This window comes from Caulobacter flavus (assembly GCF_003722335.1).
Classification (GTDB): domain Bacteria; phylum Pseudomonadota; class Alphaproteobacteria; order Caulobacterales; family Caulobacteraceae; genus Caulobacter; species Caulobacter flavus.
The window spans coordinates 1946890-1971311 of sequence record NZ_CP026100.1; the positions used below are offsets into that span (position 1 = coordinate 1946890).

The 24422-nt window shown below is 69.5% G+C and carries 28 protein-coding genes and 2 pseudogenes; 22 read left to right on the plus strand and 8 right to left on the minus strand.

The features are described 5' to 3' along the window. Window position 1: 1 nt before the first annotated feature. A pseudogene (locus C1707_RS26080) lies at window positions 2-102 on the plus strand (hypothetical protein); the annotation flags it as partial. On the opposite strand, the gene C1707_RS09150 reads toward C1707_RS26080, so the two are convergent. After that, a complete protein-coding gene (locus C1707_RS09150; RefSeq protein WP_101713775.1) occupies window positions 100-1362 on the minus strand; it encodes an MFS transporter in 1263 nt (420 codons plus the stop codon). The pseudogene C1707_RS26080 and the gene C1707_RS09150 overlap by 3 nt on opposite strands. Window positions 1363-1623: 261 nt before the next feature. Here C1707_RS09150 and C1707_RS09155 point away from each other — a divergent pair, with 261 nt between their 5' ends. The 7 genes from C1707_RS09155 (at window position 1624) to C1707_RS09185 (ending at window position 7709) form a co-directional block, all read left to right on the plus strand. Beyond that, entirely contained in the window at window positions 1624-2145 is a 522-nt protein-coding gene (locus C1707_RS09155; protein WP_101713776.1) for a GNAT family N-acetyltransferase, read from the plus strand. A 57-nt stretch (window positions 2146-2202) separates the two neighbouring features. Beyond that, window positions 2203-2763, plus strand: coding sequence for a DUF1285 domain-containing protein (locus tag C1707_RS09160; protein ID WP_101713777.1), 561 nt, complete (start codon window positions 2203-2205; stop codon window positions 2761-2763). Next, window positions 2760-3416, plus strand: a complete 657-nt coding sequence (locus C1707_RS09165; protein ID WP_101713778.1) for a CoA pyrophosphatase — start codon at window positions 2760-2762, stop codon at window positions 3414-3416. Before C1707_RS09160 ends, C1707_RS09165 begins: the two co-directional genes overlap by 4 nt. A gap of 368 nt (window positions 3417-3784) precedes the next feature. Then, window positions 3785-5005: a CCA tRNA nucleotidyltransferase gene (locus C1707_RS09170; RefSeq protein WP_101713887.1), complete on the plus strand. Its 1221-nt coding sequence runs from the start codon at window positions 3785-3787 to the stop codon at window positions 5003-5005. A gap of 44 nt (window positions 5006-5049) precedes the next feature. After that, window positions 5050-5580, plus strand: coding sequence for a hypothetical protein (locus tag C1707_RS09175; RefSeq protein WP_145998402.1), 531 nt, complete (start codon window positions 5050-5052; stop codon window positions 5578-5580). Window positions 5581-5646: 66 nt separating this feature from the next. Further along, window positions 5647-7431 carry an SLC13 family permease gene (locus C1707_RS09180; RefSeq protein ID WP_101713780.1) on the plus strand — a complete coding sequence of 595 codons (1785 nt, stop codon included), beginning with the start codon at window positions 5647-5649 and terminating at the stop codon, window positions 7429-7431. A gap of 68 nt (window positions 7432-7499) precedes the next feature. Then, window positions 7500-7709, plus strand: a complete 210-nt coding sequence (locus C1707_RS09185; protein WP_101713781.1) for a cold-shock protein — start codon at window positions 7500-7502, stop codon at window positions 7707-7709. A gap of 178 nt (window positions 7710-7887) precedes the next feature. Here C1707_RS09185 and C1707_RS09190 read toward each other — a convergent pair whose 3' ends face one another. Then, entirely contained in the window at window positions 7888-8157 is a 270-nt protein-coding gene (locus C1707_RS09190; RefSeq protein ID WP_101713782.1) for a hypothetical protein, read from the minus strand. Between the two features lie 136 nt (window positions 8158-8293). On the opposite strand from C1707_RS09190, the gene C1707_RS26085 reads away from it, so the two are divergent. Then, on the plus strand, window positions 8294-8446 hold the full coding sequence (locus C1707_RS26085; protein ID WP_164467316.1) for a hypothetical protein: 153 nt from the start codon (window positions 8294-8296) through the stop codon (window positions 8444-8446). A 6-nt stretch (window positions 8447-8452) separates the two neighbouring features. Here C1707_RS26085 and C1707_RS09195 read toward each other — a convergent pair whose 3' ends face one another. Then, entirely contained in the window at window positions 8453-8719 is a 267-nt protein-coding gene (locus tag C1707_RS09195; RefSeq protein ID WP_101713783.1) for a hypothetical protein, read from the minus strand. Window positions 8720-8951: 232 nt separating this feature from the next. Here C1707_RS09195 and C1707_RS09200 point away from each other — a divergent pair, with 232 nt between their 5' ends. Together C1707_RS09200 and C1707_RS09205 are read left to right on the plus strand one after the other, a co-directional pair. Further along, on the plus strand, window positions 8952-9698 hold the full coding sequence (locus C1707_RS09200) for an electron transfer flavoprotein subunit beta/FixA family protein (protein WP_101713784.1): 747 nt from the start codon (window positions 8952-8954) through the stop codon (window positions 9696-9698). Continuing rightward, window positions 9698-10639, plus strand: coding sequence for an electron transfer flavoprotein subunit alpha/FixB family protein (locus C1707_RS09205; protein WP_101713785.1), 942 nt, complete (start codon window positions 9698-9700; stop codon window positions 10637-10639). The genes C1707_RS09200 and C1707_RS09205 overlap by 1 nt, the downstream gene beginning before the upstream one ends. A gap of 138 nt (window positions 10640-10777) precedes the next feature. On the opposite strand, the gene C1707_RS09210 is transcribed toward C1707_RS09205, so the two are convergent. Then, the gene (locus C1707_RS09210; RefSeq protein ID WP_101713786.1) at window positions 10778-11119 is read right to left on the minus strand and encodes an endonuclease domain-containing protein; all 342 of its coding nucleotides are present in this window, start codon (window positions 11117-11119) and stop codon (window positions 10778-10780) included. A gap of 229 nt (window positions 11120-11348) precedes the next feature. Between C1707_RS09210 and hemF the strand changes: the two genes are divergently transcribed. The 3 genes from hemF (at window position 11349) to C1707_RS09225 (ending at window position 13353) form a co-directional block, all read left to right on the plus strand. Then, a complete protein-coding gene (hemF, locus tag C1707_RS09215) occupies window positions 11349-12233 on the plus strand; it encodes an oxygen-dependent coproporphyrinogen oxidase (RefSeq protein ID WP_101713787.1) in 885 nt (294 codons plus the stop codon). 254 nt (window positions 12234-12487) lie between these two features. Beyond that, window positions 12488-12883, plus strand: coding sequence for a hypothetical protein (locus tag C1707_RS09220; RefSeq protein ID WP_101713788.1), 396 nt, complete (start codon window positions 12488-12490; stop codon window positions 12881-12883). Window positions 12884-12921: 38 nt separating this feature from the next. Next, window positions 12922-13353 (plus strand): hypothetical protein, encoded by a 432-nt coding sequence (locus C1707_RS09225; protein ID WP_101713789.1) that lies wholly within the window; start codon window positions 12922-12924, stop codon window positions 13351-13353. Between the two features lies 1 nt (window position 13354). On the opposite strand, the gene C1707_RS09230 is transcribed toward C1707_RS09225, so the two are convergent. From C1707_RS09230 to rlmN, 4 genes and pseudogenes are all read right to left on the minus strand, one after another. Next, window positions 13355-14197, minus strand: coding sequence for a S1 family peptidase (locus C1707_RS09230; RefSeq protein ID WP_101713790.1), 843 nt, complete (start codon window positions 14195-14197; stop codon window positions 13355-13357). A gap of 28 nt (window positions 14198-14225) precedes the next feature. Beyond that, window positions 14226-14651 carry a DUF350 domain-containing protein gene (locus C1707_RS09235; RefSeq protein ID WP_058350636.1) on the minus strand — a complete coding sequence of 142 codons (426 nt, stop codon included), beginning with the start codon at window positions 14649-14651 and terminating at the stop codon, window positions 14226-14228. Window positions 14652-14742: 91 nt separating this feature from the next. Then, window positions 14743-14885 (minus strand): annotated as a pseudogene (locus C1707_RS26675) (hypothetical protein); the annotation flags it as partial. A gap of 24 nt (window positions 14886-14909) precedes the next feature. Continuing rightward, complete coding sequence (rlmN, locus tag C1707_RS09240) at window positions 14910-16124, minus strand: dual-specificity RNA methyltransferase RlmN (RefSeq protein ID WP_101713791.1); 1215 nt, start codon at window positions 16122-16124, stop codon at window positions 14910-14912. 329 nt (window positions 16125-16453) lie between these two features. Between rlmN and trmD the strand changes: the two genes are divergently transcribed. From trmD to C1707_RS09280, 8 genes are all read left to right on the plus strand, one after another. Beyond that, complete coding sequence (gene trmD / locus C1707_RS09245; RefSeq protein WP_101713792.1) at window positions 16454-17191, plus strand: tRNA (guanosine(37)-N1)-methyltransferase TrmD; 738 nt, start codon at window positions 16454-16456, stop codon at window positions 17189-17191. Window positions 17192-17193: 2 nt separating this feature from the next. Beyond that, window positions 17194-17577: a 50S ribosomal protein L19 gene (gene rplS / locus C1707_RS09250; protein WP_101713793.1), complete on the plus strand. Its 384-nt coding sequence runs from the start codon at window positions 17194-17196 to the stop codon at window positions 17575-17577. 123 nt (window positions 17578-17700) lie between these two features. Further along, window positions 17701-18168, plus strand: coding sequence for a hypothetical protein (locus tag C1707_RS09255; RefSeq protein WP_101713794.1), 468 nt, complete (start codon window positions 17701-17703; stop codon window positions 18166-18168). A 440-nt stretch (window positions 18169-18608) separates the two neighbouring features. Continuing rightward, window positions 18609-20051 (plus strand): 3-isopropylmalate dehydratase large subunit, encoded by a 1443-nt coding sequence (leuC, locus tag C1707_RS09260; protein WP_101713795.1) that lies wholly within the window; start codon window positions 18609-18611, stop codon window positions 20049-20051. Continuing rightward, window positions 20051-20659 (plus strand): 3-isopropylmalate dehydratase small subunit, encoded by a 609-nt coding sequence (gene leuD / locus C1707_RS09265; RefSeq protein WP_101713796.1) that lies wholly within the window; start codon window positions 20051-20053, stop codon window positions 20657-20659. Before leuC ends, leuD begins: the two co-directional genes overlap by 1 nt. A 134-nt stretch (window positions 20660-20793) precedes the next feature. Continuing rightward, window positions 20794-21096 carry a putative quinol monooxygenase gene (locus C1707_RS09270; protein ID WP_101713797.1) on the plus strand — a complete coding sequence of 101 codons (303 nt, stop codon included), beginning with the start codon at window positions 20794-20796 and terminating at the stop codon, window positions 21094-21096. Between the two features lies 1 nt (window position 21097). Next, entirely contained in the window at window positions 21098-22150 is a 1053-nt protein-coding gene (leuB, locus tag C1707_RS09275; RefSeq protein ID WP_101713798.1) for a 3-isopropylmalate dehydrogenase, read from the plus strand. Window positions 22151-22252: 102 nt separating this feature from the next. Continuing rightward, entirely contained in the window at window positions 22253-24172 is a 1920-nt protein-coding gene (locus tag C1707_RS09280) for a methyl-accepting chemotaxis protein (protein WP_101713799.1), read from the plus strand. The last annotated feature ends 250 nt before the right edge of the window (window positions 24173-24422 follow it).

The following is a 24422-nucleotide window of genomic DNA, read 5'->3' on the forward strand; positions in this document are numbered from 1 at the left end:
GCTGCGCCTCGCACCTCAGGATGAGGAAGTCAGCACTACCAGCGTCCTCATCCTGAGGCGCCCGCGCAGCGGGCCTCGAAGGACGCACGGCCAGGCCGCCTACTCCATCCGGTCGGCCTTGCGCAGCGCGGGGAACAGCCAGGCCCACAGGCCGGTGACGCCGATGGCGCCCAGGCCCCCGAACACCGCAGCCCCGACCGGGCCGAGCAGCCAGGCGACGGCGCCGCTCTCGACCTCGCCCAGTTCGTTGGAGGCGCTGATGAACACGCCCGAGACCGCCGAGACCCGCCCGCGCATGGCGTCGGGGGTGACCAGCTGCACCAGGGTCTGGCGGACATAGACCGACAGCATGTCGGCCCCGCCCAGCACCGCCAGGGCCGCCACCGACAGCCAGACCAGGTTCGACAGGCCGAAGACGACGGTGGCCGCGCCGAACACCGCCACGCCCGCGAACATGATCCGGCCGGCGTGGCGGCGGATCGGGTTGCTGGCCAGGTAGATGGCCACCACGGTCGCGCCGATGGCCGGCGAGGCGCGCAGCAGGCCAAAGCCGCTGGGGCCGATGTGCAGCACGTCGCGGGCGAAGACCGGCAGCAGGGCCGTGGCGCCGCCCAGGATCACCGCGAACAGGTCCAGCGAGATCGAGCCGAAGACGATCTTGTTGTTCCACACATAGGCCAGCCCCTCCTTGATCAGCTCAAGGCGCGAGCCGGGCTGGAGCTCGGGCGTGGTCGACTTGCGGATCGCCGCCAGCAGCCCCTGGCCGACGACGTAGAGGACGGCCGCGCCGCCGAAGGCCAGGCCCGCCGAGTGCGCCAGAAGCAGGCCGCCCAGGGCCGGGCCGGCGATCGAGGCGCTCTGCCAGGCCAGCGAGTTCCAGGCGATGGCGCGCGGCAGCAGCGGCCGCGGCACCAGCATTGGCCCCATGGCGCTGACGGCGGGCGACATGAAGGCCCGGCTGGCCCCGAAGAACACCGCCATGGTGAAGATCGGCCACAGTTCGTGGATGCCGCGCACGGCCATGTAGAACAGCACCAGCACGCTGACCGTGTCGATCGCCAGGGTGATCATGGCGATGTGCTTGCGGTTGCGGCGGTCGGCCGTTTCGCCGGCGATCAGGGTCAGCAGGAACAGCGGCACGAACTGGGCCAGGCCGATCATGCTGACCATGAAGGCCGACGCGCCGACCGAATGGGTCATGCGGGCGATGGCGTAGACCTGCCAGCCCAGGGCCACGGCCTGGATCTGCACGCCCAGGGTGCCGACGAACCGCGCCCCCCAGAACAGCAGGTAGTCACGCTCGCGCAGCAGGGCGCGGGTCGAGGTGTCGGGATCGGCGGGGAGGGCGGAGGGGTCTGACATTTCGGCGCGGACCCTGCTCCTTGAGACGAAGCGTCGCAATCGCGTTTGTCTCATAAGGCCGTCGATTTCGTTGACGCGGGGGTCATACGGCCCTATGCCGCGCGCCTCTGCCACGGGAGAGCGCCGCCGATGCGACGCCAACGACGAACCTGCGCCGCGCGGACCAGCCTCCGCGCCTGACGCCCCCGGGGACGTCGGCCGTCGCGGCCGCGTCACGCACCGGGGATAAACCCCCGTTCGCACCCCGGATCTTCGTCGTTCATGACCGCTTCCTCCGCCGCTCTCGTTCCGCAAGACGCTCCCTCGATCCAGATCGAGGCCCCGCACCACGCCGCCGCCGTCGAGGCCCTGGTCGACCGCGCCTTCGGGCCGGGCCGCTTCGCCAAGTCGTCCGAGCGGCTGCGCGAGACCAACGCCAAGCTCGACGACTGCTCGTTCGTGGCCCTCCGTGGGCGGACGGTCATCGGCAGCGTGCGCCTGTGGCCGGTGACCATCGGCGGCCAGGCGGTCGCCTTCCTTGGTCCGCTGGCCGTGGATTCCGAGCAGCGCAGCGCGGGCCTGGGCCAGGCCCTGGTCGAGGCCGCCTGCCAGGCGGCCGGGCAGGCCGGCTGGCGCGCCGTGCTGCTGGTCGGCGACGCTCCCTATTTCAGCCGCATCGGCTTTTCGGCCGCCCCGGCCGCCAAGGTCGTGATGCCCGGCCCGGCCGACCAGCGCCGGGTGCTGCTGAAAGCCCTGGTCCCGGGCGGCGACGAAGGCCTGCAAGGGCGCGTCGAAGTCGCCTGAGGGCGAGAACCGACGGCATTGCTTGAGCCGGGCGCTCGCATGACCTAACTGAGGGCCATGCCCTCCGACACAGCCCGCACCGGACTCGACGGCGTCGTTCAGGCCGCGAAAGCAGCCGGCGAGCGAGGCTTGCCGCCGGTGCATCTGTGGAACCCGCCCCACTGCGGCGACATCGACATCCGCATCGCCAGGGACGGGGTCTGGTTCCACGAGGGAACGCCGATCGGCCGCGAGGCCCTGGTGCGGCTGTTCTCGACCATCCTGCGGCGCGATCCCGACGGCTTTCACCTGGTCACGCCGGTCGAGAAGATGAAGATCACGGTCGAGGACGCGCCGTTCGTCGCCGTGCGCGTCGACCGCGACGGCGAGGTCCTGCGGTTCCTCACCAATGTCGGCGACACGGTCGAGGCCGGTCCCGATCACGCCATCCGCGTCGAGGAGGATCCGGCCACCGGCGAGCCGCGCCCCTACGTCCACGTGCGGCGGGGGCTGGAGGCGCTGATCGCCCGGCCGGTGTTCTACGAGCTGGTCGAGATGGCGACCGAGCGCGACACGGAAGGCGGCCCGCGCTTCGGCGTGGCCTCGAACGGCGCCTGGTTCCAGGTCGGTCCCGCATGATCCCCCAGACCGACGCCGCCGCCCGGCGGGCCTTCATCAAGAGCCGCCTCGACCCGATCGAGGCCTACGATCCCTGCCTGAAGAACGACTGGCGTTCGGACTTCGACCTCAATCCGGGCCTGAGGATCGACAATCCCCACGCCCTGCGCCCGGCCGCGGTGCTGATCGGCCTGGTGCAGCGGCCCGAGAGCCTGAACGTCATCCTCACCCGCCGCTCCGACACCCTGCGCAGCCACACCGGCCAGATCGCCTTTCCCGGCGGCCGCTGCGATCCCGGCGAGACGCCGTGGGGCACGGCCCTGCGCGAGGCCAACGAGGAGGTGGGCCTGGATCCCCGCTTCGTCGAGGTGGCCGGCCTGATCCAGGGCTACGCGACGGTGACCGGCTTCCATGTCACGCCGGTGGTCGGGTTCGTCGACCCCGACTGCGAGCTGGTCGCCAATCCCGACGAGGTGGCCGACGTGTTCGAGACGCCGTTCGACTTCCTGATGGATCCGGCCAACCACCAGCGCCAGCACCGCGACACGCCCACGGGCCGGCGGTTCTTCTACGCCATGCCGTGGAACGAGCGGTTCATCTGGGGCGCGACGGCCGGCATGCTGCGGGCGCTGTACGAGCGGCTGCACCCCGAGAGCGCGCCCGTCGAGGCGTAAGCCTCCGGTTTCTAAGCCCCCAAAACTCGTCATCCCGGGCGTAGGGCCGCGTAGCGGTCCGAAGACCCGGGACCCAGGGGGGGCTCTGAGATTGATGCAACCGCTCAGGCGGTCGCCGGCGTACTGCGCCGGCCCCTGGGTCCCGGCTCTCCGCTTCGCTACGGCCGGGATGACGGCCTTTGGGTGCAGGCCAGATCGCTATCGCCGACAGTTGGGGACGACGGCGTTTCCGCTCTTGGCGGGCTGGTCCTTTCCCTGAAATAGTCGTTTGAAAGCAGGACGTCCCGCCCGCGCCGACGGGCGGCGGCCTGCCGTTGCGTAAAGGGGGATGTCGCGTGGAAACCCAGACCATCGGCCAGCCGCCGTGGATGGCATGGCCCGAGACCAAGGCGGTGATCGCCGCCCTGGAGGCCAAGGGCCGTCCGGGCTGCGCCCGCTTCGTCGGCGGCTGCGTGCGCAACACCCTGATGAACAAGCCGGTCGACGATATCGACATCGCCACCACCCTGACGCCCGACCAGGTGATCGAGGCCCTGGGCGAGGCCGGGCTGAAGGCCATCCCCACCGGCGTCGACCACGGCACGGTGACGGCGGTGTCGGGCAAGATCCCGTTCGAGATCACCACCCTGCGCCGCGACGTCTCCACCGACGGCCGCCGGGCGGTGGTGGCCTTCACCCACGCCTGGGAAGAGGACGCCCAGCGCCGCGACTTCCGCTTCAACGCCCTCTATGTCGACGGCGAGGGGCGGCTCTACGACCCCACCGGCCACGGGGTGCAGGACGCCAAGGACGGCAGGGTGGTGTTCGTCGGCGAGCCGATGACCCGCATCCGCGAGGACTATCTGCGCATCCTGCGCTTCTTCCGCTTCCAGGCCTGGTACGGCAAGGGCGAGCCCGACCAGAAGGCCCTGGCCGCCTGCAAGGCGCTTAAAGGCCTGGTCTCGGGCCGCGCCGCCGAGCGCACCCAGAAGGAGATCCTCAAGCTGCTGGCGGCCGAGGACCCGCGTCCGGCCCTGCGGCTGATGGCGGCCACCGGCGTGCTCGCGGCCATCCTGCCGTTCGTCAAGTCGCTGGCGCGCCTCGAGGGTCTGGTGGCGATCGAGACCGAGCAATTGTTCGAGAACGACGTCGAGCTGCGCCTGGCCGCCATGATCCCCGACGACGGCGTGCTGGCCCGCGAGCTGGCCGAGCGCCTGCGGCTGTCGAACGCCCTCAAGGAGCGTCTGATCGAGGCGGTCGGGACCTCGCCGCGCATCGTCTCGTGGATGAGCCCGCGCGAGGCCCGCCGCGCCGTCTACGCGCTCAGCCTGCGCACCTTCACCGACCGGGTGAAGCTGGCCTGGGCCGGCTCGACCCGCCCGGCCACCACCTCGCAGTGGCGCGGCCTGCTGGCCCTGGCCGAGAACTGGGATCCGCCGACCTTCCCGCTGACCGGCGCCGAGGTGATGCGCGCCGGCGTGCCCAAGGGGCCGCTGGTCGGCGAGGTCATGCGCGAGGTCGAGATCTGGTGGATCGACCAGGACTTCATCGAGGACAAGCTGTCGGTGATCGAGCGCCTGAAGGCGGTGGTCCAGGGCATGGCGGTTTGAGGCGCGCGACGCTTGGCGCCTTGCTGGGGGCGGCTCTGGCGACTGTGTCCGCAGGCGCGGTCCATGCCGCTTCCTCCGACGAGGTCAGGGCTCAGGCCGCCGCCGCCCGCGCGGCGGGGCGCACGATCCCGCACCGGAACGAGAGGCCCTTCGCGACGCTGGACCAGGTCGCCGCGCTCGGTCAGTTCTGGACCTCGAACGGCTTCTACGCCGTCCGCGAGCCCGACGGCGCCCGCCGCTGGGTCATCCGGCGCGCGTTCGGCGACCTGGGCGGGAACAAGGGCCTGGTGTGGGCCGACTCCCGAACCTGCCCGGCCGTTAAGACGGCGCTGGAGGCGATGGAGGCCCTGCCGCCGGTTCGCCCAGAGGTGCCCAGCCTGGGCGTCGAGACGTTGAAGCCCATGCTCATAGACGGAATCTTCCACGCTTTCTGGAACGAGGGCGCGCGGACGGGGGCGGGCCAGGCGGCTGTCGCGATCACGATCGAGGGCAACATGGACTCGCCCGTGGCCGAATGGTGGGCCAACGCCGCGGCCGGCCTCAAGAGCTGCTGGACGTCGCAGGAGCCGGTCTGATCTGAACATATCCCGGCTCCGCCCGTTACCTCCTCAAGAGCCAAGCTTCGGGGGAGGGCGCCAGGGGTGACGTTGCAGCAGGGACTGTCCTTCGCCTTGGTGGGCGCCACCGTGCTGTGCTTCGTCTGGGGCCGCTGGCGCTACGACCTGATCGCCGTGGGCGCCCTGGCGGTGGGGGTGGTGTCGGGCCTGATCCCGCTGAAGAGCGCCTTTTCGGGCTTTTCCAACGACATCGTCATCATTATCGCCAGCGCCCTGGTGCTGAGCGCGGCGGTGTCGCGCTCGGGCATCGTCGACACCCTGATGGCCCCGCTGCTGCCGCGGCTGAAGACCGCCCGCAGCCAGGCGCCGGTGCTGGCGGCGATCACCGCGGTGCTGTCGATGGCCACCAAGAACGTCGGGGCCCTGGCCCTGATGATGCCCTCGGCCCTGCGGCTGGCCAGGAACACGGGCGTGCCGGCCTCGCGCATCCTGATGCCGATGTCGTTCGGCTCGCTGGTCGGCGGGCTGGCCGTGCTGGTCGGCACCTCGCCCAACATCATCGTCTCGGAGGTGCGGCAGGAGGCCCTGGGCAAGCCGTTCGCCATGTTCGATTTCATGCCGGTGGGCGCGGCCCTGACGGTGATGGCCATCGCCTATCTCGCCTTCGCCTACCGCCTGCTGCCGGCCGGCCGCACCGCAGCGGTCGACATCGACGCGGCCCTGGCCGCCAACGCCTACGTCACCGAGGTCGAGATCCCCGACGGCTGGAGCTTCGAGCAGGACCGCGTCGGCGACCTCAAGCGCGCGGCCGACGAGGCCGTGGCGGTGGTGGCCATACTGCGCGGCCGCGAGCGGATCGCCTCGCCGCACGTCAACCGCAAGATCCAGCCCGGCGACGTGCTGCTGCTGGAGGGCCAGCAGCAGGCGCTGAACGAGCTGATCGTCAAGGCGCGGCTGCGCCTGTCCGACGCCAGCCGGCCGGTGGTCATGGACGAGCCGACCGACGAGGTGCGGGTGGTCGAGGCGGTGATCGGCGCCGAGAGCGACCTGATCGGCAAGACCGCCAGGGGCCTGGCCCTCAACGAGACCTACGGCGTCAACCTGCTGGGCGTCAGCCGCGCCGGCTACCGCCTGGCCGGGCGGCTGGCGACCATCCGCATGAAGGCCGGCGACATTCTGGTCCTGCAGGGCGGCGAGCAGCAGCTGCCCGGGGCGCTGCAGACGCTGGGCTGCCTGCCGCTGGCCGAGCGCGAGGTGCGGCTGGGCGGCGTGCGCCACGCCCTGCTGCCCGCCGCCATCCTGGCCGGGGCGATGATCCTGGTGGCGCTGGGCGTGCTGCCGGTGGCGGCCGGCTTCTTCGCCGCCGCCGTGCTGGTGGTGGCCGCCGGCGCGCTGCGCATGCGCGAGGCCTACGCCTCGCTGGAGGGGCCGGTGCTGGTGCTGGTGGCGGCGATGATCCCGGTCAGCGACACCATCCAGAAGAGCGGCGGCACCGACCTGATCGCCGCCTGGCTGTCGGGCGCCTTCGACGGCCTGCCGCCGCTGCTGACCCTGACGGCGATGATGGCCGTGGCGATGCTGGCCACGCCCTTCCTCAACAACGCCGCCACCGTGCTGATCGTCGCCCCGATCGGCCTGGGGCTGGCCGAGCGCCTGGGGCTGAGTCCCGATCCGTTCCTGATGGCCGTGGCGGTGGGGGCGGGCTGCGACTTCCTCACCCCCGTCGGCCACCAGTGCAACACCCTGGTGCTGGGGCCCGGCGGCTACCGGTTCGGCGACTACGCCCGGCTGGGCGCGCCGCTTTCCCTGCTGATCCTGCTGGTCGCCCCGGCCCTGATCGCCCTGGTCTGGCCGCTGGCCGCACGCTGAGGCGCTTGCCGAGCGGTGAAACCTCGTCATAGTCGCGTCCATCGCGACGGTTGACGAGGGGCGTCCGCATGGCGACGGGCACGGTACTGTGGTTCGACACCGCCAAGGGCTTCGGCTCCATCGCGCCCGACGGCGACGACGGCGCCGAGATCCGGGTCAACGCCGCGGCCGTCGAGAAGGCCGGCCTGCCGCCGCTCGAGGATGGCCAGGCGATCGCCTACGAACTGGAACGCGACCCGTTCAGCGGCCAGATGGTGGCCGGCAAGCTGCGGGCCTGAGTTCACCTCAAGTCGTCATCCCGGCCGGACGCGCGCGAAAGCGGGCGTTAGAGCCGGGACCCAGGGGCCGCCGCAATGCGTCGGCCGCCGCCGGGCGGCGAACCCTGAGCCGAGCCCAGTCTCCTGGGTCCCCGATAAGCGCTGCGCGCTTTCCGGGATGACGAAGGATTTGAGAGTTTCAGCGCAGCTCGAAGTACGCCGTGCCGTCGCCTTCGCTGTGGGCGACGATGGCGATCTGGTGCTCGGTGCCGTCGTCGAGGGTCAGGCGGGCGTCGCCGGCGCGGAAGGCGCGGCGCATGGCCTCGGGCTCGCCGGTCAGGCTGCCCTTGCCGGTGCGGCGGCCCGCCGGGCCGCTGGAGACCAGCAGCGAGAAGGCGATCTCCTGGCTCTGGCGGGCGATGGTGAGGGCGCCTTGGCCCGTACGCGGAACGGCTGAACTTTTACGCATGAATACGGAACGCTCAGCTTGGCCGTTCGCTCCCTGGTGTCTGGACCTTTCCGCCCGAACACGGCGAAGGTTAGGAACGCAAGGACGTCCGACAGCGCTTTCAGCGCAGGGCGGTCTGTCTACGAAGGGGAGCCGCATGGCCCGCAAGCCGAACTACAATTTCGAGCGTCAGGAACGCGAGCGTCAGAAGGCGGCCAAGGCCGCGGAGAAAGCCGCCGAGAAAGCCGCCGCCAAGGCCGCCAAGCGAGGCGAGGGCGACCATGGCGAGGGCGAACCCTCGCCCGAATAGCGGCCTCTACTTCTTTTCCGGGTTCCGGACCGACGGGCCTTCCATCTTGGAGGTGTCGGTGTTGATCGCCGGCAGGTCGGCCGGGCGGCCGGTGAAGTTCTCGATCGGATAGATCGTGGCGCACTTCAGCCACTTGCCGGCCCACGCGCCGCCGCGCGCCTCGCACTTGGCCTTCGGCCAGACCCACAGATAGTGGTAGCCGAACACGCCGACGATGCTGGCGAGGAAGATTCCGATGAAGATGATCTTCAGGCGGTTGATGGCGCGGTTCATGGCGGCGTCTTAAGCACCGGCCGCGCTATGTGGCTAGCCCCATTTCGCGGGCCGGAGCGCGCGAGCGCGCAGACGGACCGCGAAAGGTGTCGTACATTTGTTTGAATGATCCTTGAGAAAGCGCATTACGCTTACGTCAGGGGAAACTTGCAAACCTGGGAGGACACGCTAAGTCGGTTGTCCAAGCAGGGGAAACCTCGAAAGAGAAGCAGCCAGGAGGCGGCGTAGACCGATGAAGGTTCTGGTCCCGGTCAAACGGGTTATCGATTACAACGTGAAGGCTCGGGTGAAAGCCGACCAGACGGGCGTCGACCTGGCGAACGTCAAGATGTCGATGAACCCGTTCTGCGAGATCGCGGTCGAAGAGGCCGTGCGCCTCAAGGAAAAGGGCGCGGCCACCGAGGTGGTCATCGTCTCGATCGGCCCGGCTCAAGCCCAGGAAACCATCCGCACGGCGCTGGCCATGGGCGGCGACCGCGGCATCCTGATCACCAGCGACGCCGACCTCGAGCCGCTGGCCGTGGCCAAGCTCCTGAAGGCCGTGGTGGCCGAGGAGCAGCCGGGCCTGGTGCTGATGGGCAAGCAGGCCATCGACGGCGACAACAACGCCGTGGGCCAGATGCTGTCGGCCCTGCTCGACTGGCCGCAGGCGACCTACGCCTCGGCGATCGAGATCTCGGGCTCGTCGGCCAAGGTCACCCGTGAAGTCGACGGCGGTCTGCAGACCCTCGACGTCGACCTGCCGGCCGTGGTCACCGCCGACCTGCGCCTGAACGAGCCGCGCTATGCGTCTCTGCCCAACATCATGAAGGCCAAGAAGAAGGAAATCGCGCAGAAGACCGTCGCCGACTACGGCGTCGACGTCGCCCCGCGCCTGACCGTCGTCAAGGTCACCGAGCCCGCCAAGCGTTCGGCGGGCGTCAAGGTCGAGTCCGCCGCCGACCTCGTCTCCAAGCTCACGACCGCGGGGGTGCTGTAATGGCCGTTCTCGTCATCGCCGACAACGACAACGCGCACCTGCGCGACGGCACCCACAAGACCGTCACCGCCGCCCTGAAGCTGTCGGGCGACGTCGACGTGCTGGTCCTGGGCTCGGGCGTCTCGGCCGTCGCGGCCGAAGCGGCCAAGATCGCCGGCGTGCGCAAGGTGCTGACCGCCGAGAGCGACGCCCTGGGTCACGGCATCGCCGAAGCCCAGGCCGAGGCCGCCCTGGCGCTCGCTGGCAATTACGACGCGATCCTCGTCCCGGCCACCGCCGGCGGCAAGAACTTCGCCCCGCGCATCGCCGCCAAGCTCGACGTCGCCCCGATCAGCGACATCGTCGAGGTGGTGTCGGCCGACACCTTCGTGCGTCCGATCTACGCCGGCAACGCGCTGGAGACCGTCCAGTCGTCCGACGCCAAGAAGGTGATCACCGTGCGTCCGACCGCCTTCGCGGCGGCGGGTGAAGGCGGCTCGGCCTCGGTCGAGAGCGTCTCGGGCGCCGACGCGGCCAAGACCCGCTTCGTCAGCGAAGAGATGGTCAAGTCGGACCGTCCGGAACTGGCCGCGGCCAAGATCGTCGTCTCGGGCGGCCGCGCCATGGGCTCGGCCGAAGAGTTCCAGGCGGTCATCGAGCCCCTGGCCGACAAGCTGGGCGCCGCCGTCGGCGCCTCGCGCGCGGCGGTCGACGCGGGCTATGCCCCGAACGACTACCAGGTCGGCCAGACCGGCAAGGTCGTCGCCCCGCAGCTCTACATCGCCGTGGGCATCTCGGGCGCCATCCAGCACCTGGCCGGCATGAAGGACTCCAAGGTGATCGTCGCGATCAACAAGGACGCCGACGCGCCGATCTTCCAGGTCGCCGACTACGGCCTGGTCGCCGACTACAAGGCCGCCGTGCCGGAACTGATGAGCGCGCTCACCGCCGCCGGCAAGTAAGGCTTCTAGCCTTTGAAGAACGGAAGGCCCGGGAGCGATCCCGGGCCTTTTGTTTTTCAGCCGCCAGGTCCCATTCGGAATCCCTCTCTCTTAGAAAGAGGGAGGGGCCCGCGCCGCAAGGCGTGGGAGGGTGGGTGGTTACGGCCTGGCCGACCGGAGCGCAGCCAGGATCTCGTCGGTGGTCCCGCCGGGATCGGCCAGAACCCGCTCGTTGTGGAACCTCAACACCACGTATCCAAGCTGCTCCAACCTTTCGGTGCGCTGGTGGTCGTAGGCTTCGCGACCGTCATGAGCCGCGCCGTCGAGTTCCACGATCAGCTTGCCCGCCTCGCAGATGAAGTCCGCGAAATAGCGGTCGATAGCGATCTGCCGCATGAACTTGAAGCCTGAGAGCCGACGGTTGCGGACAAGGGTCCAAAGCGTCTTTTCCGCCAGGGTCTGCTTCTGGCGAAGGCGGCGGGCGTAGGCGGTCCTGTCCATCAGCAAAGCCTGGACGTTGCGCTCCCGCCTTTTCAATCAAAGGAATCGGGATTTTTCCGTGAGGGCGAAACCACTCACCCTCCCACCGCTGCGCGGCGGGCCCCTCCCTCTCTCTAAGAGAGAGGGTTTCCTTGGAGCCAGGTCTCATTCTTGATCTATGTCTTCCGCAAAACCCCTTATGCGCCTGCCCGGATTTGCGAAGGTCCGGGCTTGGGCTTAAGCCGGTTCCATGACGCAACAAGCCGACACCCTTTCCGACCTCGACGCCAGCAAGGCCCGCGCGAAGGCCTGGTTCGAGAACCTGCGCGACCAGATCTGCGCCGCCTTCGAGACCCTGGAGAACGAGGCCCCCGCCGAGCTCTACGGCGACACGCCGGGCCGCTTTACGCTGAAGCCGTGGGATCGCCCGGCCGGCGGCGGCGGGGTGATGGGCATGATGCACGGCCGCCTGTTCGAGAAGGTCGGCGTCCACGTCTCGACGGTGTTCGGGACCTTCCCGCCGGAAATGGCCAAGACCATGCCCGGCGCGGCCGAGGACCCGCGGTTCTTCGCCACCGGCATCAGTCTGATCGCGCACATGACCAATCCGCGCGTGCCGGCCGTGCACATGAACACCCGCTTCATCGCCACGACCAAGGGCTGGTTCGGCGGCGGCGGCGACCTGACCCCGCTGCTCGGCTACCAGCGCCAGCAGGACTTTCCCGACGCCATCGACTTCCACGCCGCCTACAAGCGCGCCTGCGACAGGCACGATCCGGAGTGGTACGCCAAGTACAAGGCCTGGTGCGACGAGTACTTCTTCCTGCCCCACCGCAACGAGCCGCGCGGCATCGGCGGCATCTTCTACGACCATCACGACAGCGGCGACTGGGCGCGCGACTTCGCCTTCACCCAGGACGTCGGCCGGGCCTTCCTGGAGATCTATCCGACCCTGGTGCGCCGCCGCATGAACGAGGCCTGGACGCCGGAAGAGCGCGAGCAGCAGCTGGTCCAGCGCGGCCGCTACGTCGAGTTCAACCTGCTCTACGATCGGGGCACGATGTTCGGCCTGAAGACCGGCGGCAACGTCGAGTCGATCCTCAGCTCCATGCCGCCCGAGGTGAAGTGGCCCTGAGGCGCTAGGGTGTGGACTCAATTGAGCGGGACCGGGTCCGAGAAATTCAATCATTCATCACTCGTCATCCCGGAAGGCGCGAAGCGCTTATCCGGGACCCAGGAGCCGGCGCACTGCAGGAGACCCCTGGGTCCCGGCTCTACGGCCCGCTGCGCGGCCCTTCGGCCGGGATGACGAGCAGGATTGTTCGTGCAATTTCGAACGCTGTTATCCCAAGGTTGCGCGACCGGCTTTTTCGGCCTTAGCTTGACCTCATGATCATCCTGCTCGCCGCCGCCCTGCTTGTGGACTTCACCCCGCCCCGCGAGGGCGGAGAGGCGTTCCGCGACGCCGTCCTGGCCGACGCCGCCCGCTCGACGCCGTACAGGGGCTCCGCGGCTGGGAACTGGTATCTGGCGGCCGGCGGCGACAGGAGCAGGCTGCGGGTCGAAGACTTCGAGTGCCGTCAGCCCGCCGGTCGCCGCAACTGCCGGTTCACCCTGATCCGCGAGGGCGGGCCAGTCGAGCTGCGCGGGGCCATGGTCCCTGATCGACTGACCTGCACGGCGCGGTTCCGGCGCGGCAGGGACGGTCGCTGGTTCGTCGACCAGATGTCGGCGCTGAGGCGGGCCGGCAACATCGACACGACGATGCGCTGCCAGGGCGCCTGAGATTGCGCGATCGGCTCTCCCGCCCTTAGCTTGACCTCATGATCGCGCTGCTCGCTCTCGCCCTGTCAGGCGCCTTCGTCCCGCCGCCGGAGGGCGGCGAGGCGTTCTACGGCGGCATCTGGAACGACCTCGGCTCCAATGCTCTGATCGGCCACGGCAATGTCGTGGCCGTCGACTGGTACTGGGCGGCCGACAGGGCGGCTGAAGAGGCGGGCGAGCAAGGCCCGCGCATGATGCACATCGCCGACCTGGCCTGTCGCAAGCCGGGCGGCAAGCAGCGCCAATGCCGGTTCACGCTGGTCCGCGACGGCGGACCGGTTCGACTGGGCGCGACCATGGTCGCCGACCGGCTGGCCTGTTCGGCGCGGTTCGAGCGCGGCGTGGACGACAACTGGTACGTCGTTCGCAAGCCGCCGCAAGGCTACGGTCATACGATCACGACGATGCGCTGCCGCGTCGCCAAGGGCTGATCTAGACCGCCAGGCAGACCACCTGCGCCACCCGCAGGTCGCGCCTCAGGCCGTCGGCGATGCGGCCGTAGTTGTCGGTGGTGATGGCCTCGCCGGGGGCGAACTCGGGCACGCCGGCCTCGCCGCCGCGACGGGGCGTGCGGGCGATCAGGGTGCGCAGGCTCTCGGGGGCGGTGGTGTAGATGCGGCCGCGACGCGGCGACTCCGCCACGGTCACGCCGATCACCCGGCCCGCGCTGTCCAGGGCCGGGGCGCCCGACAGACCCGCCAGCGTGCCTTTCAGGTTGTCGGTGCGGCCGACCTCGGCCCAGACCAGAACCGGCTCGGTGCGGGCTCCGCGGCCGTGGATGACCAGGTTCTCGCGGCCGATCAGGCGCGAGGCCACCTCGCCGGCGTGGCCCTGCGGGAAGCCGGGGTGATAGGCCCGCATGCCCTTGCGCGGGTCGGAGAGGTTGACCGGCATGGCCGGCGCGCCGCCCTCGGTGGTCAGGATGGCCGCGTCGAAGCGCGGGTCGATGGTGACCCGGGCGGCCACGCCGCGTCCGTCGGCCACCAGGATGGCGGCTTGTTTGCAGCCGTCGACCACGTGGCGGGCGGTCAGCCAGACGCCGTTCTGCCCCACCGAGAAGGCCGTGCCCGAGGCCGGCTCCTGCTTGTCGGGCACCTGCACCACGATCGACGGGTCGAAGGGCGAGGCCGGGCCCAGCGGCACGCCTTCCTCGCCGGGCACGGGCGGCGGCGGCGGCGGCGCGTCGGCGCGCTCCTGCCGGCCGACGGCGACCACCAGGAGGGCGGCGACCACGGCGCCGTAGACCAGCCAGTCTGGAAGCTTGGGGAAATGCACGCGCCCCGCTCCGTCGTCTCCCTTGCCCTCAGCCCGCCACGCCGGCGGCGATGATGATGGCGGTGGCCAGCTTGGCGCCCACCAGCAGGGCGGCGGCCGAGACCTCGCCCTCGTTGATCCGCTCGGGCAGGCCCTTGAGCATCATGTCGGTCAGGCGGAACACCAGCAGCTGCAGGGCCAGGGTGGCCACGCCCCACAGCAGGATCTCGATCACCGAGGTCGAGGCCGCCAGCGAGGCGGCCAGCGGAATGGCCAGGCCCGTCATCACCCCGCCCAGCGACAGGGCGGCGGCCGCGTTGCCCTCGCGGATCAGCTTGATCTCGCGATGGGGGGTCAGAAGGATGTAGATCGCCGCCCCGGCGACCAGCATCGCCATGGTCACGCCCACATGGGTCAGGGTCGTCAGCAGGCCGTTGGCGAAGGCCTGGATCTCGGGCGACTGGATCTGAGGCATGTTTACGCGACCCCCTTGGACTTGAGGGGCAAGCTCTAACACGGGTTGGCGAGACTTGCGTAGGGGGCTCGCCTCGTGCGGGCCTCCTATAACCTCCCGTCATTCCCGCCCTTGTGGCGGGAACCCCTGGTTCCGCTGACGCGTGGGATGCAAGCGGATCGCTGGGGCGATCCGCCCCTCCGGTTCTTGCGGCTTACAGAGGGGTTCCCGCCACAAGGGCGGGAATGACGGGATGGAAAGAGGCGGTCGACGAGGAAATCAGGCCGCGTCGTCGGCGTCGTCTTCCAGCATGCCGGCCATGGCCGCCATCGACAGCTTGCGCAGGGCGCTGGCGCGGACCTTCTCGCTTTCGCTCTTCAGCTGGCCGCAGGCGGCCAGGATGTCGCGGCCGCGCGGGGTGCGGATCGGCGAGGAGTAGCCGGCCTTGTTGAGGATCGCCGCGAAGCTCTCGATGGCACCCCAGTCCGAGCACTCGTACTGGCTGCCCGGCCACGGGTTGAACGGGATCAGGTTGATCTTGGCGGGGATGCCCTTGATCAGCTTCACGAGAGCGCGGGCCTCGTCGGGGCTGTCATTGACGCCCTTCAGCATCACGTACTCGAAGGTCACCCGGCGGGCGTTGGACAGGCCCGGATAGGCGCGGATGCCCGCCATCAGCTCGGCGATCGGGTACTTCTTGTTCAGCGGCACCAGCACGTCGCGCAGCTCGTCGTTGGTGGCGTGCAGGCTGATGGCCAGCATGGCCTGGGTGGTGTTGCCCAGCTTCTCCAGCATCGGGACCACGCCCGAGGTCGACACCGTGATCCGGCGGCGCGAGATGCCGATGCCCTCGTTGTCGCTGATGATCTCGATGGCGTCGGACACCTGGCCCAGATTGTAGAGCGGCTCGCCCATGCCCATGAACACGATGTTCGAGAGCAGGCGGTCTTCCTTGTCCGACGGCCATTCGGCCAGGTCGTCCTTGGCGATCTGCACCTGGGCGACGATCTCGGCGGTGGTCAGGTTGCGCACCAGCGGCTGGGTGCCGGTGTGGCAGAAGCTGCAGTTCAGCGTGCAGCCGACCTGGCTGGAGACGCACAGGGCGCCGACCCGGCCGACGGACGGAATATAGACGGTCTCGACCTCGATGCCCGGGGCCATGCGGATCAGCCACTTGCGCGTGCCGTCCTTGGAGACCTGGCGCTCGACCACCTCGGGGCGGGCGATGGTGAAGGTTTCCGCCAGCCGCGCGCGGGTCTCCTTGGCCACGTCGCTCATCTGGGAAAAGTCGGTCACGCCGCGATGGTGGATCCAGCGGAACACCTGGGTGGCGCGCATCTTGGCCTTGCCGTGCTCGACCACGCCGCTCTCGGTGAGGGCGGCGATCAGCTGCGGACGGGTCAGGCCCGACAGGTTGACGGGCGGCTTGGCCGCGTCAGTCCCATTTTGCTTTTCAGGGGGAGCGACGCGGGACAGGTCGAGGGTGACGCTCAAGGGGCGGTCCGGGAAATTCGAGGAATGTGCGGGGTCGAGGCGGGGATATAGCAGATGTGGGCCGGTTTTCCAAAAGCGGCCGCTGGTCGCGCTTATCGAGACCCTCTCCCCGTGGGAGAGGTGTCGGCGAAGCCGACGGAGAGGGGAGCGGCTGATGACCTTCCGGCGCCTCGAAAGCTGAAAACGTCCCCCCCCTCCGGCCCTCCGGGCCACCTCCCCCAGAGGGGGAGGATCTACGAGCCCAGATGCTCCCCCTCTGGGGGAGCTGTCGCGGAGCGACTGAGGGGGACCCCTTCGACAATTGTCCGTCAGCCCGCTAAACCGCGCCCATGCCGTTCACCGCCACCGTCATGACCATGTTCCCCGAGGCCTTCCCCGGCCCGCTCGGCGTCTCGATGATCGGGACCGCCTGGAAGGAGGCCGACCTGTGGCGTTTGGAAACACTGGACATTCGCGCCTTTTCCAAGGATAAGCGCGGCTTCCTCGACGACACCCCTGCGGGTGGCGGCGCTGGAGCCGTGTTGAAAGCGGACGTCATCGCCTCTGCGCTGGACAGCCTGGAGCTCGATGGGCGGCCGCTTTTGTACATGAGCGCCCGGGGCAGGCCCCTGACCCAGGCGCGTGTAAGAGAGTGGTCCAAGGCGCCCGGCATCGTGGTGCTGTGCGGCCGCTTCGAGGGGGTGGACCAGCGGGTGCTCGACGCCCGGGGGTTCGAGGAGGTCTCCGTCGGAGACGCGGTTCTCGCCGGTGGCGAGGCGGCGGCGATGGTGGTGATCGAGGCGTGCGTTCGACTGGCCCCGGGTGTGCTGGGGAACATCGAGAGCACGCTGGAAGAAAGCTTCGAGGACGGTCTCCTCGAGCATCCGCAGTACACGAGACCGCGGACGTTCGAAGGGCTCGACATCCCCGAGGTGCTGCTGTCGGGCGACCACAAGAAGGTCGACCAGTGGCGGCGCGGTATGCGTGAAGAAACGACCCGCGAGCGGCGTCCCGACCTCTGGGAAAAGCATCTCGCCAATCAACAGGCAAAAGGCGGCCCGAAAACGGGTAAGCCCAAGGAGAAATGATCATGGCGATCAACATCATCGCTCAGCTCGAGCAAGAAGAATCGGCCCGTCTGCTGGCCGTCCGCGCGATCCCGGACTTCCGTCCCGGCGACACCCTGCGCGTCAACGTGAAGATCAAGGAAGGCGAGCGCGAGCGCGTTCAGGCCTACGAAGGCGTCTGCATCGCCCGTCAAGGCGCTGGCATCCACGAGAGCTTCACCGTCCGTAAGATCTCGTTCGGCGAAGGCGTGGAGCGTCTGTTCCCGATCCTCTCGCCGAGCATCGAAAGCATCGAAGTCAAGCGTCGCGGCGTCGTCCGTCGCGCCAAGCTGTACTACCTGCGCGACCGTCGCGGTAAGTCGGCCCGTATCGCCGAGCGCGTCAACGTCCGTAAGGACGCCGAATAAGCGGCTCGCTCGCTACGGCGAAGTGTTCGAAGGCCCCGGCGGAAACGCCGGGGCCTTTTGCTTTGCCGGTTGCTCCCTGCTTCGCCTCGCGCAATCCTGGGCTGAGTTGGCGGGGAGGCGCGCATGCGGCGCACGACGAAGGCGGCCGGACTGCTGGCGGCGGCGATGCTGACCGCGGCCGGGGCGCGGGCGACGGTCCCCGATCTGCCCAAGGCGGAGGGCGAGCCCGAGCTGCTGGCGCCCAACGGCCGGCGCGGCGGGGACGTCGACCTCAACGAGATCCGCATCTTCTTCGCCGGCGGTTACGACGGCGACTGGATCCGCCGCTCGAACATGAGGTTCGTCCGTTCGATCCACGGCATGAACTTCTACAAGGTGGACGGCCGTCTCTACGTCGACCGCGACGGCGACCACGTCATCGACGCCGGCGCCTTCTACATCCCCAAAACCGGACTGGTGCTCGCCGACTGGAACTGCGACGGCAAGGGCGACCAGATCCTGCTGGGCATGAGGTCCACGCTCAAGAGCGGCGCGTGGGACGAGCTGGCCAGGCGCATCCGCGACGAGGGCGCCCGGCCTGCGGCCCGCTGAACGGCCAAGCTTTGTGCATAAGCACGCACCTTGACGGACCGCCGTTCTGTGGCATGATGATTTCACCCTCGCTGTTCAGACACGGCGGGCTTCCAGACCGTCTCCTTTCTAGTGGACGGCCCTCTTCAGGCGGAGCCATCGGCCCCTGGAGTGTACAAACGATGCCAGGGCGCGCCGACAGGGTCTATGACCGGCGCGCCCTTAGTCGTTCCGGGTTGCGTAATTGGTCCTCGTCCCACGGAGATGGGGGCCAAGGCGCATCCGTCCGGCGCTCGTCGCGGTCCTCGCCCAGGTTGCGCGCTGGGGCAAGAAACGTGCTCTTGCGCGGTCATTCGACCGCTCGCCGGGGCAGGATCGATCACCGCTCGGCGGTCACGCAGCGAATTTTCGGCGTTTGGACGCTTTACGCGCCCCCGCTTCAGGCCTAGATGCGGGTCGCTATGACCCGCGCAACGAAGACCCTCTACGACAAGATCTGGGACGCCCACGTCGTCAACGAAGCCGACGGCGAGGCCATCCTGTACATCGACCTGCACCTGATCCACGAGGTGACCACGCCGCAGGCCTTCGCGGGCCTTCGCGCCGCGCGTCGCCCCGTGCGCCGGCCCGACCGCACGCTCGCCGTGGCCGATCACAACGTGCCGACCGAGAACCAGGCCGCCGGCGTAGACGCCGTGGCCGACGAGGAGGCGCGCCTCCAGCTCCAGACGCTGGGCCGCAACGTCGCCGACAACGGGATCGAGTACTTCCCGATGGGCGACATCCGCAACGGCATCGTCCACGTGGTGGGCCCCGAGCAGGGCCGCACCCAGCCGGGCATGACCATCGTCTGCGGCGACAGCCACACCTCGACCCACGGCGCCTTCGGGGCCCTGGCCCACGGCATCGGCACGTCCGAGGTCGAGCACGTGCTGGCCACCCAGACCCTGCGCCAGAAGAAGGCCAGGAACATGCTGGTCCGCGTCGACGGCCAACTGGGTCCGGGCGTCACCGCCAAGGACATCGCCCTGGCCGTCATCGGCGAGATCGGCACGGCCGGCGGCACCGGCTACGTCATCGAATACGCCGGCGAGGCCGTGCGCGGCCTGACGATGGAGGGCCGCATGACCCTCTGCAACCTGACCATCGAAGGCGGCGCCAAGGCCGGCCTGGTCGCGCCCGACGAGACCACCTTCGCCTATGTCCAGGGCAAGCCCGCCGCCCCCAAGGGCGCGGCCTGGGACATGGCCGTCAGCCACTGGAAGACCTTCTTCTCCGACGAGGGCGCCGTCTTCGACCGCACCGTCGTCATCGACGGCGCCGCCCTCGTGCCGATGGTCACCTGGGGCACGTCCCCCGAGGACGTCATCCCGGTCACCGGCAACGTGCCCGAGCCGGAAAGCTTCGGCACGCCGGACAAGCGCGCCGCCGCCCACCGGGCCCTGGAATACATGGGCCTGACCGCCGGCCAGCCGATCTCGGAAGCGAAGATCGACCGCGTGTTCATCGGCTCGTGCACCAACAGCCGCATCGAGGACATGCGCGCCGCCGCCGCCGTGGTGCAGGAAGCCTTCCTGCACGGCCGCCTCGTGGCCCCGCACGTCAAGGCGATGGTGGTGCCGGGCTCGGGCCTGGTGAAGGAACAGGCCGAGGCCGAGGGGCTGGACGCCATCTTCAAGGCCGCCGGCTTCGACTGGCGCGAGCCGGGCTGCTCGATGTGCCTGGGCATGAACCCCGACCGCCTGGAGCCGGGCGAGCGCTGCGCCTCGACCAGCAACCGCAACTTCGAGGGCCGCCAGGGCCGCGGCGGCCGCACGCACCTGGTCTCGCCCGCCATGGCCGCCGCGGCGGCGATCGCCGGCCGCCTGGTGGACGTGCGGACGCTGCTGACGGAGACGAACTGATGCAAGCCTTCACCCGTCTCGACGGCCGCGCGGCCCCCCTGTCGCTGGCCAATATCGACACCGACCAGATCATCCCCAAGCAGTTCCTCAAGACGGTCGAGCGCGAGGGCCTGGGCAAGGGCCTGTTCTTCGACTTCCGCTTCGATCCGAACGGCAACGAGATCGCCGACTTCGTGCTCAACCGCCCGGAGTACAAGGGCTCCAGCGTGCTGATCGCCGGCGACAACTTCGGCTGCGGCTCCTCGCGCGAGCACGCTCCCTGGGCCCTGATGGACTTCGGGATCATGTGCGTGATCTCGACCAGCTTCGCCGACATCTTCAACAACAACTGCTTCAACAACGGCCTCTTGCCAGTGGTGCTGGCGCCCGACGAGGTCGCGGCCCTGATGGACGAGGCCAAGGGCGGCAACCACATGGTCAGCGTCGACCTGGAGGCCCAGACGGTGATCTCGCCCTCGGGCAACACCTTCGGCTTCCAGATCGACCCGGTGCGCAAGGAGAAGATGCTCAAGGGCCTGGACGCCATCGGCGAGACCCTGCAGCACGCTGCCGACATCGACGTCTTCGAGAGCAAGCGCGCCATCGGCCAGCCCTGGCTGGAGTCCTAGGATCCCTCCCCCTTGATGGGGGAGGGGCAGGGGTGGGGGTGGCGCGGCGGCTTGGTTCGCGCCAGGTCCTGACGCGCTGTCACCCCCATCCCCGACCCTTCCCCCATCAAGGGGGAAGGGAGAGCAACCCCATCATGACCCTGATCCTCGCCGGCTCCATCCGCATCGCGCCCGAGCGCCTGGCGGCCCTGCGCCCGCACCTGGCCGCCCAGGTGGCCGGATCGCGCGCCGAGCCCGGCTGCCTGGCCTACGCCCTGTCGGAGGATCCGCTCGATCCGGGGCTGATCCGGGTTTTCGAGCACTTCACCGACGAAGCGGCCTTGGCCTTCCACCGCGCTTCGCCGCATATGGCCGCGTGGCGCGCGGCCTGCGCCGAGCTCGGCGTTCACGAGCGCCGCATGTTCTCCTTCGACGTTTCCGCCTATCGCGAGATCTGAAATGGCTACGCTTCTCCTGCTCCCCGGCGACGGCATCGGTCCGGAAGTCTGCGCGGAGGTGCGCCGCGTGGCGGCCGCCCTCGTCCCGAACCTCAACGTCGAGGAAGCCATCTACGGCGGCGCCAGCTACGACGCCCACGGCACGCCGCTGACCGACGAGGTCCGCGACCGCGCCCTGGCCAGCGACGCGGTGCTGATGGGCGCCGTCGGCGGTCCCAAGTGGGCGGACGCCCCGCGCCACCTGCGCCCGGAGGCGGGCCTCTTGAACCTGCGCAAGGCGATGAACGTCTACGCCAACCTGCGCCCGGCCTACTGCTTCGAGGCCCTGGCCGGCGCGTCGAGCCTGAAGACCGAACTGGTCTCGGGCCTGGACATCATGTTCGTGCGCGAGCTGGTCGGCGGCGTCTATTTCGGCGAGCCGCGCGGCATCGACACCCTGCCCGACGGCCAGAAGAAGGGCTACGACACCGCCCTCTACACCACCAGCGAGATCGAGCGCGCCGGGCGCGTGGCCTTCGAGCTGGCCCGCGGCCGCAAGAACAAGGTCCACTCGGCCGAGAAGTCGAACGTCATGGAGTCGGGCCTGCTGTGGAAGCAGGTGATCACCGAGCTGCACGCGCGCGAGTATCCCGACGTCGAGCTGGAGCACATCCTGGCCGACAACTGCGCCATGCAACTGGTGCGCGCGCCCAAGCAGTTCGACGTCATCGTGACCGACAACCTGTTCGGCGACATCCTGTCGGACGCCGCGGCCATGCTGACCGGCTCGCTGGGCATGCTGCCCTCGGCCGCCATCGGCGACCCCGGCCGGCCGGGCCTCTACGAGCCGATCCACGGCTCGGCCCCCGACATCGCCGGCAAGGGCGTGGCCAATCCGCTGGCCGCCATCCTGTCGTTCGAGATGGCCCTGCGCTGGTCGCTGAAGGAGGTCGAGGCCGCCGACCGCCTGCTGGCCGCGGTCAAGGGCGCTCTGGATTCGGGCGCGCGCACCCGTGATCTCGGAGGTGAACTGACCACCGTTCAGATGGGTGATGCGGTATTGTGTCGCATCTAAGATCATGAAATAGCGCCGTTATTTCGGCGTTTTACAATTTCTGCTTAAGTTTTCTCGCCCAGTACCTGCTCTCATCAAGAGAAGAGCCAGGGGCTGGGCGAGATGCGTTTCAACGACCTGAAAATTTCGGCGAAGCTGGGGATCGCGTTCAGCGCCCTGATCATCGCCTTCGTGATCTCCTCGGGCGTGGTGTTCACCAGCCTGCAGCGCATCCAGGAGGCCTCGGTCTCCACCCAGCGCAGTCTCTCGCTGGCGACCAACGCCGAAGAGATGATGACGCTCGTCCTCGAGCAGCAGAACGCCCTGCGCGCCTACGCCCTGCTCGGCGACGCCCAGTTCTCGCAGGCCTACAAGGACAACGCCGCCCAGTTCGACAAGGCCCTGGACGCCTTCGAGGGCAAGACCACGGTCGCCGAACAGAAGGCCCGCATCCAGCGCCTGCGCGCGGCGGTGGGCGTGTGGCGCAAGACCATCGCCGAGCCCGCCCAGGCGGCCGTCGACAACGACCCGGTCATGGGCCGGATCAGCGCCGGCGAGCTGATGGGCCGCAAGAGCCTGACCGAGATCCGCGCCGTGCAGCAGGAGCTGACCGACGCCGCCGCCGAGCGCGTCGCCCTGCGCGCCAAGGAAATGAAGTCGGCCATGGACACGGCCATCCTGTCGCTGGTGATCGGCGGCGTCGCCGCCCTGGTCATCGCCGGCCTGATGGGCTGGATGCTGTCGGGCACCATCGGCGCCTCGGTGGCCGCCATGACCGCCGCCATGCGCCGCCTGGCCTCGGGCGACAACACCATCGAGGTCCCGGCCGTCGGCCGCAAGGACGAGGTCGGCCAGATGGCCCAGGCCGTGCTGAGCTTCAAGGACGCCGCCATCCACAAGCTGCGCCTCGAGGACGAGGCCGTCGAGCAGCGCCGCCTGACCGAGGCCGAGCGCGCCCGCGTCGAGGCCGAGAAGGCCGCCAAGGCCGAGGAAGACGCCGTGGCCGTGGCCGCCCTGGCGCAGGCCCTGGACCACCTGTCGAACGGCGACCTGACCTTCCGCATCACCGCCCGCTTCGCCCCCGAGACCGAGCAGCTGAAGACGGACTTCAACGGCGCCGTGGCCCGTCTGGAAGAAGCCATGCGCGGCATCAACGGCGCCGCCGGCGGCATCCGCGCCGGTTCGGAAGAGATCGCCCAGGCCTCCGACGACCTGTCGCGCCGCACCGAGCAGCAGGCTGCCAGCCTGGAAGAGACCGCCGCGGCCCTCGACCAGATCACCGCCACGGTCCGCAAGACCGCCACCGGCGCCAAGGAGGTCTCCAGCCTCGTGGCCGACGCCCGCACCGGCGCCGAGCGCTCGGGCCGCATCGTCGACCAGGCCGTCGGCGCCATGTCGGGCATCGAGCAGTCCTCGGGCCAGATCGGCAACATCATCGGCGTGATCGACGAGATCGCGTTCCAGACCAACCTCCTGGCCCTGAACGCCGGCGTCGAAGCCGCCCGGGCCGGCGACGCGGGCAAGGGCTTCGCGGTCGTCGCCCAGGAAGTGCGGGCCCTGGCCCAGCGCTCGGCCGAAGCGGCCAAGGAGATCAAGGGCCTGATCTCGACCTCGACCCAGCAGGTCGAGGCCGGCGTCTCCCTGGTCGGCCAGACGGGCGAGGCCCTGCGCGCCATCGTCGCCCAGGTGGCCAGCATCGACGCCCTGGTCGGCGAGATCGCCGCCAGCGCCCAGGAGCAGTCCACCGGTCTGCATCAGGTGAACGTCGCGGTGAACCAGATGGACCAGGTGGTCCAGCAGAACGCCGCCATGGTGGAAGAAGCCACGGCCGCCACCCACTCGCTGAAGGGCGAGGCCGGCGAGCTGGCCGTGCAGGTCGGCCGCTTCAAGGTCGCCGGCGCCGCCATGGCCTCGGCTCCGAAGGCCGCCACCCCGGCCTCGCGCCCCGCCGCCAGCCCGGCCCGCGCCGCCCAGGCCCGCGCCGCCGCCTTCGCCACCCAAGGCTCGGCCGCGGTGGCGATGGACAGCTGGGAAGAGTTCTAGGCGTCCCTCCCGCAAGCCGGGATCGACGAAGGGGAAGAGCTTCCGGGCTCTTCCCCTTTTTCGTCTTGAACCCTCTCTCGTCGAGAGAGGGAGGGGCCCGCCGCGCAGCGGTGGGAGGGTGAGAGGTTTCAGCCCGTCGGAACAAAGCTCCACCGAACCAGCCTCGCCCCACAAGCAAACCCCCATCGTCATCCCGGAAAGCGCGCAGCGCTTATCCGGGACCCAGGGGGACCGGGCTTGGAGGCAAGGC

What these genes read in the sequence shown, in the direction of transcription:
- C1707_RS09235 (WP_058350636.1), bottom strand. Translation starts at nt 14,651, where the DNA reads ATGCCTCAGATCCAGTCGCCCGAGATCCAGGCCTTCGCCAACGGCCTG.
- C1707_RS09185 (WP_101713781.1), top strand. Translation starts at nt 7,500, where the DNA reads ATGGCGACGGGCACGGTACTGTGGTTCGACACCGCCAAGGGCTTCGGC.
- C1707_RS26085 (WP_164467316.1), top strand. Translation starts at nt 8,294, where the DNA reads ATGGCCCGCAAGCCGAACTACAATTTCGAGCGTCAGGAACGCGAGCGT.
- leuB (WP_101713798.1), top strand. Translation starts at nt 21,098, where the DNA reads ATGGCTACGCTTCTCCTGCTCCCCGGCGACGGCATCGGTCCGGAAGTC.
- C1707_RS09225 (WP_101713789.1), top strand. Translation starts at nt 12,922, where the DNA reads ATGATCGCGCTGCTCGCTCTCGCCCTGTCAGGCGCCTTCGTCCCGCCG.
- C1707_RS09190 (WP_101713782.1), bottom strand. Translation starts at nt 8,157, where the DNA reads ATGCGTAAAAGTTCAGCCGTTCCGCGTACGGGCCAAGGCGCCCTCACC.
- C1707_RS09170 (WP_101713887.1), top strand. Translation starts at nt 3,785, where the DNA reads ATGGCATGGCCCGAGACCAAGGCGGTGATCGCCGCCCTGGAGGCCAAG.
- C1707_RS09155 (WP_101713776.1), top strand. Translation starts at nt 1,624, where the DNA reads ATGACCGCTTCCTCCGCCGCTCTCGTTCCGCAAGACGCTCCCTCGATC.
- C1707_RS09220 (WP_101713788.1), top strand. Translation starts at nt 12,488, where the DNA reads ATGATCATCCTGCTCGCCGCCGCCCTGCTTGTGGACTTCACCCCGCCC.
- C1707_RS09195 (WP_101713783.1), bottom strand. Translation starts at nt 8,719, where the DNA reads ATGAACCGCGCCATCAACCGCCTGAAGATCATCTTCATCGGAATCTTC.
- C1707_RS09200 (WP_101713784.1), top strand. Translation starts at nt 8,952, where the DNA reads ATGAAGGTTCTGGTCCCGGTCAAACGGGTTATCGATTACAACGTGAAG.
- C1707_RS09165 (WP_101713778.1), top strand. Translation starts at nt 2,760, where the DNA reads ATGATCCCCCAGACCGACGCCGCCGCCCGGCGGGCCTTCATCAAGAGC.
- C1707_RS09255 (WP_101713794.1), top strand. Translation starts at nt 17,701, where the DNA reads ATGCGGCGCACGACGAAGGCGGCCGGACTGCTGGCGGCGGCGATGCTG.
- C1707_RS09150 (WP_101713775.1), bottom strand. Translation starts at nt 1,362, where the DNA reads ATGTCAGACCCCTCCGCCCTCCCCGCCGATCCCGACACCTCGACCCGC.
- leuC (WP_101713795.1), top strand. Translation starts at nt 18,609, where the DNA reads ATGACCCGCGCAACGAAGACCCTCTACGACAAGATCTGGGACGCCCAC.
- hemF (WP_101713787.1), top strand. Translation starts at nt 11,349, where the DNA reads ATGACGCAACAAGCCGACACCCTTTCCGACCTCGACGCCAGCAAGGCC.
- C1707_RS09270 (WP_101713797.1), top strand. Translation starts at nt 20,794, where the DNA reads ATGACCCTGATCCTCGCCGGCTCCATCCGCATCGCGCCCGAGCGCCTG.
- C1707_RS09210 (WP_101713786.1), bottom strand. Translation starts at nt 11,119, where the DNA reads ATGGACAGGACCGCCTACGCCCGCCGCCTTCGCCAGAAGCAGACCCTG.
- C1707_RS09205 (WP_101713785.1), top strand. Translation starts at nt 9,698, where the DNA reads ATGGCCGTTCTCGTCATCGCCGACAACGACAACGCGCACCTGCGCGAC.
- C1707_RS09160 (WP_101713777.1), top strand. Translation starts at nt 2,203, where the DNA reads ATGCCCTCCGACACAGCCCGCACCGGACTCGACGGCGTCGTTCAGGCC.
- trmD (WP_101713792.1), top strand. Translation starts at nt 16,454, where the DNA reads ATGCCGTTCACCGCCACCGTCATGACCATGTTCCCCGAGGCCTTCCCC.
- rplS (WP_101713793.1), top strand. Translation starts at nt 17,194, where the DNA reads ATGGCGATCAACATCATCGCTCAGCTCGAGCAAGAAGAATCGGCCCGT.
- C1707_RS09280 (WP_101713799.1), top strand. Translation starts at nt 22,253, where the DNA reads ATGCGTTTCAACGACCTGAAAATTTCGGCGAAGCTGGGGATCGCGTTC.
- leuD (WP_101713796.1), top strand. Translation starts at nt 20,051, where the DNA reads ATGCAAGCCTTCACCCGTCTCGACGGCCGCGCGGCCCCCCTGTCGCTG.